General features: G+C 68.4%; 10 protein-coding genes. 5 read left to right on the top strand and 5 right to left on the bottom strand.

Annotation, left to right across the window (positions count from 1 at the left end; translation table 11 throughout):
- Window positions 1-41 precede the first annotated feature (41 nt).
- Window positions 42-1,046, bottom strand: a complete 1,005-nt coding sequence (locus tag KNO15_RS15725; RefSeq protein WP_241704751.1) for a hypothetical protein — start codon at window positions 1,044-1,046, stop codon at window positions 42-44.
- 182 nt (window positions 1,047-1,228) lie between these two features.
- Here KNO15_RS15725 and KNO15_RS15720 point away from each other — a divergent pair, with 182 nt between their 5' ends.
- The 5 genes from KNO15_RS15720 to KNO15_RS15700 are packed head-to-tail and all read left to right on the top strand — an operon-like array spanning window position 1,229 to window position 5,771.
- Window positions 1,229-2,506, top strand: a complete 1,278-nt coding sequence (locus KNO15_RS15720) for a YihY/virulence factor BrkB family protein (RefSeq protein WP_241704750.1) — start codon at window positions 1,229-1,231, stop codon at window positions 2,504-2,506.
- A gap of 9 nt (window positions 2,507-2,515) precedes the next feature.
- Complete coding sequence (locus tag KNO15_RS15715; RefSeq protein ID WP_241704749.1) at window positions 2,516-3,352, top strand: exodeoxyribonuclease III; 837 nt, start codon at window positions 2,516-2,518, stop codon at window positions 3,350-3,352.
- Between the two features lie 57 nt (window positions 3,353-3,409).
- Window positions 3,410-4,420: a tryptophan--tRNA ligase gene (gene trpS / locus KNO15_RS15710; protein WP_241704748.1), complete on the top strand. Its 1,011-nt coding sequence runs from the start codon at window positions 3,410-3,412 to the stop codon at window positions 4,418-4,420.
- A complete protein-coding gene (locus KNO15_RS15705) occupies window positions 4,420-5,022 on the top strand; it encodes a GNAT family N-acetyltransferase (protein ID WP_241704747.1) in 603 nt (200 codons plus the stop codon). The genes trpS and KNO15_RS15705 overlap by 1 nt, the downstream gene beginning before the upstream one ends.
- Window positions 5,019-5,771 carry an HAD family hydrolase gene (locus KNO15_RS15700; protein ID WP_241704746.1) on the top strand — a complete coding sequence of 251 codons (753 nt, stop codon included), beginning with the start codon at window positions 5,019-5,021 and terminating at the stop codon, window positions 5,769-5,771. Before KNO15_RS15705 ends, KNO15_RS15700 begins: the two co-directional genes overlap by 4 nt.
- A gap of 164 nt (window positions 5,772-5,935) precedes the next feature.
- Here the strand turns inward: KNO15_RS15700 and KNO15_RS15695 are convergent, their stop codons facing one another.
- The 4 genes from KNO15_RS15695 to KNO15_RS15680 form a co-directional block, all read right to left on the bottom strand.
- Window positions 5,936-7,216, bottom strand: coding sequence for an LCP family protein (locus KNO15_RS15695; RefSeq protein WP_241704745.1), 1,281 nt, complete (start codon window positions 7,214-7,216; stop codon window positions 5,936-5,938).
- 178 nt (window positions 7,217-7,394) lie between these two features.
- A complete protein-coding gene (gene glpK, locus KNO15_RS15690) occupies window positions 7,395-8,909 on the bottom strand; it encodes a glycerol kinase GlpK (protein WP_241704744.1) in 1,515 nt (504 codons plus the stop codon).
- A gap of 74 nt (window positions 8,910-8,983) precedes the next feature.
- Window positions 8,984-9,763 (bottom strand): MIP/aquaporin family protein, encoded by a 780-nt coding sequence (locus KNO15_RS15685; RefSeq protein ID WP_308220448.1) that lies wholly within the window; start codon window positions 9,761-9,763, stop codon window positions 8,984-8,986.
- Between the two features lie 127 nt (window positions 9,764-9,890).
- Window positions 9,891-11,630 carry a glycerol-3-phosphate dehydrogenase/oxidase gene (locus tag KNO15_RS15680; RefSeq protein WP_241704742.1) on the bottom strand — a complete coding sequence of 580 codons (1,740 nt, stop codon included), beginning with the start codon at window positions 11,628-11,630 and terminating at the stop codon, window positions 9,891-9,893.
- Window positions 11,631-11,687: the final 57 nt, after the last annotated feature.

Genomic DNA, 11,687 nt, shown 5'->3' with positions numbered 1-11,687 from the left:
GGCGCCCTCGAGATTCGAGGGCGCCTTCGTCGTTTCGGCGCTCAACGATAGATGTACTGGAAGGCGAAGCCGATCTTCGCCTGTCGGTTCTGGTTGTGGATCGTGTGGATGACTTCCACTATTCCCATCGAACCCTTCGGGAGGGAGGTCGGCGCGAACGCGAAGACCTTGTTATGCAGTGTGATCTTGTTCTGGTACTGGTCGACATTCGGCATCCACATCGGAACGCCTTGGTCACCGCTGACCACGAAGCCAGGTCCGGTCCTGCTGAACCCGCCGATGTTGACGCCGACGCCGTGGGAGGGGTCGATGGCCTTGCCGCCGCTGAGCGTCTGCAGGGAGACGACACGGGCCTCAGTGACGACATCAAGCCGGCCCAGCCCCTCCGCTGGGCGCCCACCGAGATATCTCGGCGCCACGAGCGGTGTGTTTCCGAAGTTGTCCTTCTGTGCTTTGCCGGCGAAGTCGAACCGCAGATCGAGCAGCGGCTTCGTTGCGCCGAGTTTCGCTGCCGTCAGTTCGATGAGCGAGGTGTTGAACCAGCGGGTGTCGTCTTCCGAGACATAGTCAGACCAGTTGTTGGCCAGGGGCAGCACGTGGTACCCCTTCGAGATGGCGCCGGGAACGAGCTGGATGACCGACGCCGTCGCCTGGACGTAAGCGGGATAGTTGGGGCTGGACACCGTCAGCGTTCCGGTCGTCTCGGATTTCGGCCCCGAGACCGTCATCGTGAAGGTCGCGCCCGAGACGACGGGCTGCGAGACGATCGCGAAGCCGCTGCTGACTGCCGCGGTGAGCCGCAGGTCGTCAGGTACAGACGAGCCGGGCGACGGAACCAGAGTTCCGGAGACGGCCATCGGCTTGTCGTAGGTGATGTCGTACTCGGCCGCGCCGAGGAGGATGGTGCCGGCATTCACGCCGGAGACGGCGAAGGCCGGGGACGCGGACGAGAGTACGATCGCCGGCGCCGCCCAGGCGGCGGTGCGCGCGACCGTGCGGCGCGAGATGAGTGGGGTCGGTACGGATGCGTTATCGGGGAAATCCATCGGGTGCTCCTCTGCACATGCAGGTATTTGTGTCTCACATTTCTATTGAGTATTTTACATCACTCCTCTGTATCGTCGCTGAGTGCGGTTCGAGTCGGGCGTGCCGCAGAAGCGGGCGCGTCACGCGACCCGGGAGGGCGCGCGGTCGCTCGCGAGCCCTACCGCATCGATATCCTTGGCCCGTGGTGAAGAAGTCCCGCCGCCCGGCAGCCGTGCGCGCCGAGCCGAACCCCTCGGTGCAGCCGAGCCCCTCGGTGCAGCCGAACCCGTCGGTTCAGCGCGCCGAGGGGACGGTCGAGCCCGAGGAGTCACTGAAGGAGCGCATCCTCGACGCCGCCGAGCCGCTCAGGGAGCGGCTCGAGAAGCCGGTCGCGCGGGTCTCCCGGTGGGCCAAGTGGGTGCAGGGGCTGCGCCCCTACCGGGTCTACATCAACTACTCGCACTCCGACGGCAACCTCCGGGCCGCCGGGATGGGCTTCCAATCGCTCTTCGCGATCTTCGCCGCCATCTGGCTCGGCTTCTCCGTCGCCGGCATCTGGCTCAGCGGCAACGAGCAGGTCTTCGAGGCCCTGGTCGCGATCATCAACCGCGCCGTTCCCGGGCTGATCTCGACGCCCACGTCGGAGGGCGCCATCAACGTCGAGCAGTTGGAGTCCGCGACCGGATTCGGCTGGTACGGCGTCATCGCGGCCGTCGGCCTCCTCTGGACGGCCATCGGCTGGCTCTACTACACCCGCCAGGCCGTGCGGGCGGTCTTCGGGCTCAGTCGCGACAGAACCAACTACGTGCTCCAGAAGATCCGCGACCTCTTCCTGGCACTCGGCTTCGGACTGGTGCTGATCGTCTCGGCACTGCTCACCATCCTCAGCACCCAGGCGCTCGCGTTCGTCCTCGATCTGATCGGGATCGGCTCCGACTCGTTCTGGGCCACGGCCGCCGCCCAGTTCTCGGGCCTCCTGGTGTCGGTGATCCTCAACATCTTCACGCTCGGCGCGATGTTCCGCGTCATGGCGCGGGTCTCGATCCCGTGGAAGAACCTCTTTTTCGGTGTGCTGCTCGGCTCCTTGATCCTCGCCGGACTGAGCACCCTCGGCGGCTACTTCCTCGGCGCCGCGACGAAGAACCCGCTGCTGGCGTCCTTCGCGGTCTTCGTCGGACTCCTGCTGTGGTTCAACCTCGTCTCCCGGGTCATCCTGCTGTCGGCGTCCTGGATCGCGGTCGGCATGTTCGACTCCGGACTCTCACCGCGGATGATCACTCCGGAGCAGGCCGCCGCCGAGCGCGCCGCGGCCGAGTACGAGGCGCGGGTGCTCGTGGCCAGGGCCGAACTCCAGAACGCGAAGGAGGACCTCGGCAAGGCGCGCTTCCTCGCGCGCCTCGGCGCGCAACGCAAAGTGGAGAAGGCCGAGCACCGGCTCAACGACCTGCTGGACGAGAGCAGCGTCGGCGCGCGCCGCTAGGCTGGGAGCATGCCCTCGAAACCCCTGCGCATCGCGACGGTCAACGTCAACGGCATCCGTGCCGCCTTCCGCAAGGGCATGGGCTCCTGGCTCGATTCACGCGACGTGGACATCCTCGCTCTGCAGGAGGTGCGCGCGTCCACCGAAGACCTCCAGGGCCTCCTCGGCGACGCGTGGGACATCGTCCACGACCCCGCCTCCGCCAAGGGGCGCGCCGGCGTCGCGATCGCCAGCCGGCACCGCGCGCACATCCATCGGGTCGAGCTCGGCGCGACCGAGTTCGACAGTGCGGGCCGCTGGCTCGAGGCCGACTACGAGATCGGCTCGAAGGTCGTCACGGTGGTCAGCGCCTACGTTCATTCCGGCGAGGCCGGTACCGAGAAGCAGGACGCCAAGTACACCTTCCTCGACGCGATGGAGGCGCGGCTCCCCGAACTCCAGAAGCACAATCCGCTCGCCGTCGTCATGGGCGACCTCAACGTCGGCCACCGCACGCTCGACATCCGCAACTGGAAGGGCAACGTCAAGAGGGCCGGCTTCCTGCCGGAGGAGCGCGCCTACTTCGACCGGATCCTCGGCGCGGAGGACGACGCACGGTACAACGACGGCGCCGGGCTCGGCTGGGTCGACGTCGGGCGCAAGGCGGCCGGCGAGGTCGACGGCCCGTACACGTGGTGGTCGTGGCGCGGCCAGGCGTTCGACAACGACACCGGGTGGCGCATCGACTATCAGCTGGCCTCCCCCGCGCTGGCGGCCACGGTGAAGAACTACGCGGTCGACCGGGCAGCGGCCTACGACGAGCGATGGTCCGACCACACCCCCGTGGTCGTCGACTACGCCATCTGAGCGCAGCGGACCGCAGACGAACCCGCATCCCACCGCATCGACTTCGAAAGCACTGACATGAGCACACTCCCCCGTCTCTACTCGGGCATGCAGCCCTCCGCCGACTCGCTCCACCTCGGCAACTACATCGGCGCCCTCTTGCAGTGGAAAGAGCTGCAGAGCACGCACGACGCGTTCTTCTCCGTTGTCGACCTGCACGCGATCACCGTCGCGCAAGATCCGGCCGAGCTGCGCGAGAAGACGCGCCGCACGGCCGCGCAGTACATCGCGGCCGGCATCGACCCCTCCGTGTCCACCCTGTACGTGCAGTCCCACGTGCCGGCGCACGCCCAGCTGGCCTGGGTGCTCAACACGATCACCGGGTTCGGCGAGGCGTCGCGCATGACGCAGTTCAAGGACAAGTCCGCCAAACAGGGCGCAGACGCCACCTCGGTCGGCCTCTTCGCCTACCCCGTGCTGATGGCTGCGGACATCCTGCTCTACGACACCGAGGTCGTCCCGGTCGGCGACGACCAGCGCCAGCACGTCGAGTTGACACGCGACCTGGCCGAGCGGTTCAACAAGCGCTTCGGTGAGACCTTCGTCGTGCCGCAGGCGATGATCCTCAAAGACGGTGCGCGCATCTACGACCTCCAGAACCCGGAGTCGAAGATGTCCAAGTCGGCCGACTCGGGCGCCGGGATCATCTGGATGCTCGACGAGCCCGACGTGACCCGCAAGAAGATCATGCGGGCCGTCACCGACACCGACGGCGTCGTGTCGTTCGACCGAGCGGGCAAGCCGGGCATCTCGAACCTGCTGAACATCTATTCGGCGCTCAGCGGCCGGCCGGTCGCCGACATCGAACTCGACTACGACGGCAAAGGCTACGGCGACTTCAAGAAGGGGCTCGTCGAGGTCGTGGTCGAGACGTTCGGTCCGGTACGTGAGCGCGCGCTCGATCTGCTCGGCGATCCGGCCGAGCTCGACCGCATCCTCGCCGGCAACGCCGAGCGCGCGAGCGAGGTCGCCGAGCGCACGCTGGCCAAGGCGTACAACGCGGTCGGGCTGCTGCGGCGGGCGCGCTGATGGTCGGGGCACCGAGGGAGCTGGCCGGCGGGCCGCTGATCCTGTCGGTGCCCGGCACCGACGATATCGACCGGATCGCGGAGCTCTGCAGCGACCCGCTCATCGCCGCGTGGACCACGGTGCCCACCCCGTACGGGCGGACACACGCCGAGGTCTTCGTCACCCGCGTCGTTCCCGACGGGTGGGCCAGCGGCCGCGAGTGCACGTGGGCCATCCGCGAGGCATCGACGAACCTGCTGCACGGCATGATCGGGCTGCACCACATCGACGAGGGCGAGGGCGAGATCGGGTTCTGGCTGGCCGAGGAGGCACGAGGACGCGGCTGGATGGCCACGGCCGTCCAGCTGGTGCTCGACTTCGCGTTCGCCGAGACGCCCGATGGTTTGGCGCTCCAGCGCGTCGTGTGGCACGCCTACGCGGGCAACGCGGCGAGCGCGGCCGTCGCGCGTCGGGCCGGTTTCCGGTGGGAGGGCGTCGCCCGGCTCGGCGTCGCCCACCGCGGTGTGCGGCGCGACGACTGGCAGGCCGGCCTGCTGGCGACCGACCCGCGTGAGCCGTCGAGCGGTTGGCCGGAGGACACCTACGTCCAGGTGCCCGTGTGAGCGGCATCCGGGTCGTGCTCTTCGACCTCGACGACACGCTGTTCGCACACCGCGCGGCCGTCTCGAGCGGCATCCAGCGTTACGCCGCCACGCTGGGCGAACCATACGGCACGATGGAGGCCGTCGACCTGGTCGCGCTCTGGCACGACCTCGAGGAGCAGCACTACCACTCCTATCTCGCCGGCCGTCTCGACTTCGAAGGCCAGCGGCAGGCCAGGGCGCGCGACTTCGCGGCCCGGCATGGCGTTGCGCTCGGAGCGGCGGAGGCCAGCGCGTGGTTCGCCGACTACTTCGAACACTACGTCGCCGCGTGGTCGCTCCACCACGACGCCCTCCGTTGCCTCGACGCGCTCGAGGCGGCGATCCCCGGTGTCCGGTTCGGCCTCATCACCAACGGCGACCTCGCGTTCCAGCGCCGCAAGGTCGAGGCGGTGGGCCTCGACACCCGGATGGATCACCTCATCGCCTCCGGCGAGGTGGGCGTCGCCAAGCCCGACCCCCGCATCTTCGAGGAGGCCTGCTCGGAGTTCGGCGTGCGGTCCGAGCAGGCCGTCTACGTCGGAGACCGGCTGCGCACGGACGCGATCGGTGCCGCGCGTGCTGGGCTGACCGGCGTCTGGCTGAATCGCCGGGGTGACGTGCCCTCGGCCGACGACGCGGCGGAGGCCGCGGCCACCGGAGTGCTCGAGGTCACGTCGCTCGACGCACTGCCCGACGCACTCGGTCTGGACGCGCCGCGCTCGGTCTGAAGACCGTCGATGCGCGGCGGTGACGCGCCCGCACAGTAGAGTGACGACCATGCTCGACTCGGCCGACACCGTCGCGCGAAGCCGCCTGGGCTCCGGCCGGAACCCGCCGCGCTCCTGACCGCACTCGACCGTGCCGACTCCCCGACCCGGACGTAGCCCCGCGCTCAGTTGCCCTTGGTGCAGGTCTGCTGCGCCGCCGTCTGGCCGGTCACGTTCGACGGGAGGGTGACCGCCGAGGAGGTCGGCGCCGGAGTGGAGCCGGCGGCCGGCGGGGTGCTCCCGCTTCCGGGCGTCGCGGTCGCGCTTGGCGTGGTCGACGGCGTCGCGGTCGGCGTCGGCGTCGCCGACTCGGTGCCGGAGCCCGTCGTCCCCGTGAGCACGACGGGCGTGTCCGTCGTCAGTGCCTGCTTGAGCGCGTCGACCCCGGTGGGCTCCGGCACGACCCGGTTGGTGTTCTCCGGGTCGGTCATCGACGGGTACTGCAGGAACACGAAGTCGCTCAGCGGAACGCTCTTGAGCGCGAGGCCGATGGAGACGATCGTCGTCGGTGAGTCCAGCGTGTCGGAGAGGGTCAGGTTGGAGGTCGCCGCCTTCGCCAGCGTGTAGAGCGTCAGCGGGTTCGTCAGCACTCCCGCGCTGGTCATCGTGCGCAGCAGCGACGACAGGAAGAGCTGCTGGTTGCTGATCCGGCCGAGGTCGCTGCCGTCGCCGACACCGTGACGGCTGCGCACGAAGGCGAGCGCCTGGGAGCCGACGAGGGTCTGCTGCCCTGCGGGGAGCTTGAGTCCCACGTACGGGTCGGTGAGCGGGGTCGCCAGGCACACGGGAACACCGCCGACCGCGTTGGACATGGCCACGACGCCGTCGAAGCTGATCTCGGCGGCGTACGGAATCGTGAGTCCGGTGAGCGCCTCCGCCGTCAGCACGACGCAGGAGAGACCACCGGTCGACAGCGTCGTGTTGAACTGGGCGCTGTCCTGCGGCGACGTGGAGCCGCCTCCCGACGTCGGGCAGGACGGGATCGGCACCATCAGGTCGCGCGGGATGCTGATGACGGTGGCGTGCTGGTGGTCGGCGGAGAGGTGCAGCACCATCGTGACGTCGTTGTTGCCCGCGCCCGAGCTCCCGGCGAGCTCGCTCGACGACGAGAACTGGCCGCCCTGTCCGGTGCGGGTGTCCGTGCCGGCGAGGAGGATGTTGACCGCTCCCGACTCGGCGCCGACGCTGGGCGGGGTGACCGATTTGCCGGAGGCCGACACGAGGTGGATGGACGGCTTGAGAGAGCGCACGGTGTCCTGCACCGCGTACGCGGCCACGCCGCCGACGGCGAGCAGCACCACCGCGACGGTGGAGGCGAGCAACCGCGCCAGCGGCCCGCGCGCGCGACGCGCGGGTAGTCGGCCGTGCCGCACCGGGAGGGGCCGCACGACGGAAGAATGCCTCATACGAGCACGGTAGGCGATCAGCCTGCAGGAAAGCTTTCGCACGGATGAGGAAACCGACAGACGACGAGCCGCTGCCGGCATGCGAGCTGCGCGCGAACAGCTCGTGAACAGCTGGTGAACGGACGCGCGAACGCCGCCCGACGGGTGCCGGGCGGCGTTCGGTGGAGCGGAGCGAAGGTTACTTCACGTCGTCGTCGACCCAGTCGAACGTCTTCGTGACGGCCTTCTTCCACAGGCGCAGCTGGCGGTCGCGCTCGGCGGCGTCCATGTCCGGCGTCCAGCGGCGGTCCTCCTGCCAGTTCTTGCGCAGGTCGTCCAGGTCGCTCCAGAAGCCGACGGCGAGACCCGCGGCGTAGGCGGCGCCCAGCGCCGTCGTCTCCGCGACGACCGGCCGCACGACCGGGACGCCCAGGATGTCCGCCTGGAACTGCATGAGGGTGTTGTTGGCGATCATGCCGCCGTCCACCTTGAGCTCCGACAGCTCGACCCCGGAGTCGGCATTGACCGCGTCCAGCACCTCGCGGGTCTGGAAGGCCGTGGCCTCCAGCACCGCACGGGCGATGTGACCCTTGTTGACGTAGCGCGTGAGGCCCACCAGGGCACCGCGCGCGTCCGCCCGCCAGTACGGCGCGAACAGCCCGGAGAACGCCGGCACGAAGTACGCGCCGCCGTTGTCCTCGACGGTCTTCGCCAGGTCCTCGATCTCGGGGGCGCTGGAGATGATGCCGAGGTTGTCACGCAGCCACTGCACCAGCGAACCGGTGACGGCGATCGACCCCTCCAGGGCGTAGTGCGGCTTCTCGTCGCCCAGCTTGTAGCCGAGCGTCGTCAGGAGGCCGTTCTTGGAGTGGACGATCTCCTCACCCGTGTTGAAGATGAGGAAGTTGCCGGTGCCGTAGGTGTTCTTGGACTCGCCCGGATCGAACGCGGCCTGACCGAACGTGGCGGCCTGCTGGTCGCCGAGGATGCCCGCGACGGGCACCTCGCGCAGCAGGCTGGACGACTCGACCGTGCCGTAGACCTCGGAAGAGCTCTTGATCTGCGGGAGCATCGACTTCGGGACGCCGAACGCCTCGAGGATGTCGTCGCGCCAGGTGAGCGTCTCCAGGTCCATGAACATGGTGCGCGAGGCGTTGGTCACGTCGGTGGCGTGCACGCCGCCGTCGGGGCCGCCGGTCAGGTTCCAGAGCACCCACGCGTCGGTGTTGCCGAAGAGCAGGTCACCGCGCTCGGCGCGCTCGCGGGCACCCTCGACGTTCTCGAGGATCCACGCGATCTTGGTGCCGGAGAAGTAGGTCGCCAGCGGGAGGCCGACGATCTGCTTGAAACGCTCCACCCCGCCGTCCGCGGCGAGGCGGTCGACGATCGGCTGCGTGCGGGTGTCCTGCCAGACGATCGCGTTGTACACCGGCTCGCCGGTGTTCTTGTCCCAGACCACCGCTGTCTCGCGCTGGTTGGTGATACCGACCGCGGCGATGTCGTGGCGGGTCAGGTCCGCCTTGGAGAGCGCCTGGCCGATCACCTCGCGGGTGTTGTTCCAGATCTCCTTGGGGTCGTGCTCGACCCACCCGGCCTTCGGGAAGATCTGCTCGTGCTCCAGCTGTCCAGTCGAGACGATCGACCCGGACTTGTCGAAGATGATCGCCCTGGTGCTGGTTGTGCCCTGGTCGATAGCGACGACGTAGTCGGCCATAAGGTGACTCCTTTGTTCTTTGGGGGTGGGACTGAAGAGGGCCGGTCGGGGTCTCCCCCGGCCGGCCCCCGGTGTTACTTGGTGAGGATGGGGAGCAGCCAGGTGGCGACGACGCCGGCGATGACACCGCCGAGGATCGGACCGACCACGGGGACCCACGAGTAGGACCAGTCGCTCGAGCCCTTGCCCTTGATCGGCAGGAACGCGTGCGCGATGCGCGGGCCGAGGTCACGGGCTGGGTTGATGGCGTATCCGGTCGGACCACCGAGGCTGGCGCCGATGCCGATCACCAGGAGGGCGACGGGCAGTGCGCCGAGGGCGGCGAGGCCGGCGGCGGCTCCCGGCTGGTGGCCGAAGGCGATCACGACGAAGACCAGCACGAAGGTGCCGATGATCTCGGTGACGAGGTTCCAGCCGTAGCTGCGGATGGCGGGACCGGTCGAGAAGACGCCGAGCTTGCTGCCCGGGTCCGGCTCCTCGTCGAAGTGCTTCTTGTACGCCAGGAACGTCAGAACGGCACCGATGATGGCACCGATCAGCTGAGCCAGGATGTACAGGATTATGGTGACGAAGTTGACGGGCACGAGCGTGTGCGCCGCCGCGCTTCCGAACGCCTTGGCGCCGTTGGCCCAAAGCCCGAGCGTCACCGCCGGGTTCAGATGCGCACCGGAGTTGTAGGCGACCACCACGCCGGAGAACACTGCGATGCCCCAGCCGATGTTCACCATCAGGAACCCGCCGTTGAAGCCTTTGTTCTTGGCGAGAGCGACGTTTGCGACCACACCAGTACCGAGAAGCACCAGCATTGCGGTTCCGCACAACTCTGACAGGAAATCAATACCGATATTGTCCACGTTGACCTTCCAATTGTTCAGTTGACCCGCACCCTGTTGTGCGTTGAGTGTCCTCACAGGGTGGGCCTTTGAACGCTATTGCCGTCAGGTCGACCCGGGCAAGGACCGTCTTATGCACGTTCGTGCATTATCGGAGCGCCGCGGCTTCGCTCCCGTCCCCCGACTCCAGGTTCACCCGGTGGGCGGTCGCCAGTTCCGCTTGGAACGCATCTTCCTCCTCCACCCGACGGTTTGGCGACCATCCGATCGCGTTTGCGACGATTTCGCCGATCTCGTGGATCAGGGCGACGGAGATCGAACCGGTGAACGCGAGGCTCGTGCGGCGCAGGAACACGTCGGACAGGTGGGCCACGTGCTCGGTGCGCACGAGGTGGTCGATCTCGGCACGGGAATACGAGGGGGCGGCGGCCAGCGGGGCGTCGTCGCCGTCCCAGCCGGCGATGGCGTCGATCACGAACGTCGCCTTGGTGCCGTAGCGGGCCAGCAGCACGGCCGCGCGCTCGGCACCGATGTCGGCGCCGTAGCGGGCGACCCAGTCGCGCTCGGCCTGCTGCGTGGTCGGGAAGCCGGCGCCCCCGCCGATCGGGAGACCGAGCGTCTGCACCGTGCGGGTCATCCCGAGGGCGGCAAGGGTCTCGTTCGCGAGGTGCTCGCTCAGCGCGCGGAACGTCGTCCACTTGCCGCCGACCAGGCTGAGCACGGTCGTGCTGCCGAGGCCGGGAACGGTGCCTGGCACGATTCGGTAGTCGCGTGACACGAAACCCGGAGCGGTGTCGTCGTGGTGCGGCAGCGGGCGCACTCCGGAGAAGCTGTAGACGATCTGCTCGCGGGTCACCGGGATCGTTGGGAAAACGTGCGAGGCCAGCTCGATGAAGTAGTCGATCTCGTCCTCGGTGATGACCGCAGGCACCGACATGTCGGCCTCGAGGTCCGTCGTGCCGATCATGACGCGGCCCTTGAGCGGGTAGATGAGCACGATGCGGCCGTCGTTGTTCTCGAAGAACATCTCACGGCCTCGGCAGGCCTCCAGCAACTCGGGGTTGTCGACCACGATGTGCGAGCCCTTGGTGCCGCCCATGAAGCGGGTGGCCTCCCCGAGTGCCGCGTTGGTGAGGTCCGTCCACGGCCCGGAGGCGTTGACGACGACGTCGGCGGCGATCGTGAACTCCTCGCCGGTCCCCCTGTCGCGCACCAGCACGCCGCCGTCTCGGGCGCCAACGGCCTCCAGGTAGTTGGCTGCGCGGGCGTGCGGCCCGGCGGCCAGGCCGTCGGCGAGCACGTCGAGCGCGAGTCGCTCCGGGTCGTGCACCGAGGCGTCGAAGTACGTGGCGGTGTACTTGAGGTCGGGGTTGAGCTTCGGCAGCTCCTGGAGGCTGCGCTTGCGGCCGTGGAAGCTGTGCCGCGGAACCGTGCCCCCGTCGCGCGAGAACGCGTCGTAGATGGTGAGCCCGGTCTTGATCAGGAACGCGCCGCGCTCCTTCGGCTTGCCCTGCTTGTGGGTGAGGAAGCGGAGCGGAGCGGCGAGGATGCCGGAGAAGGTCGAGTAGATCGGGATGGTGGTCTGCAGCGGCTTGACGTAGTGCGGCGCGATCTTCAGCAGTCCGTTGCGCTCGGTCACCGACTCCTTCACCAGGCGGAACTCGCCGTTCTCGAGGTAGCGGATGCCGCCGTGGATCATGTGGCTGGAGGCGGCCGACGCGCCGGAGACGAAGTCGTTGCGCTCGACGAGCACGACGTCGACGCCCTGCAGGGCGAGGTCGCGGAAGGTGCCGAGCCCGTTGATGCCGCCACCGACGATGACGACCTGGGCGTTGGGGCGCTCGCGCAGCAGCTCGATCTCGGCGCGGGTATTCGACTTCGTCGTCACTTCGGACTCCTGGGTTTCTTCTCTACGGCTGTGGGTGCAGCTATAGTCTTCGATGCC

The sequence above is a fragment of the Leifsonia shinshuensis genome, from assembly GCF_022606355.1.
GTDB lineage: Bacteria > Actinomycetota > Actinomycetes > Actinomycetales > Microbacteriaceae > Leifsonia > Leifsonia shinshuensis_B.
Note: the sequence above shows the minus strand (reverse complement) of the source record. Positions and strands in the feature narration are given on the sequence as shown.

Coding starts and splice junctions, on each gene's coding strand:
- KNO15_RS15725 (WP_241704751.1), bottom strand. CDS start 1,046: ATGGATTTCCCCGATAACGCATCCGTACCGACCCCACTCATCTCGCGC.
- KNO15_RS15715 (WP_241704749.1), top strand. CDS start 2,516: ATGCCCTCGAAACCCCTGCGCATCGCGACGGTCAACGTCAACGGCATC.
- trpS (WP_241704748.1), top strand. CDS start 3,410: ATGAGCACACTCCCCCGTCTCTACTCGGGCATGCAGCCCTCCGCCGAC.
- KNO15_RS15705 (WP_241704747.1), top strand. CDS start 4,420: ATGGTCGGGGCACCGAGGGAGCTGGCCGGCGGGCCGCTGATCCTGTCG.
- KNO15_RS15695 (WP_241704745.1), bottom strand. CDS start 7,216: ATGAGGCATTCTTCCGTCGTGCGGCCCCTCCCGGTGCGGCACGGCCGA.
- glpK (WP_241704744.1), bottom strand. CDS start 8,909: ATGGCCGACTACGTCGTCGCTATCGACCAGGGCACAACCAGCACCAGG.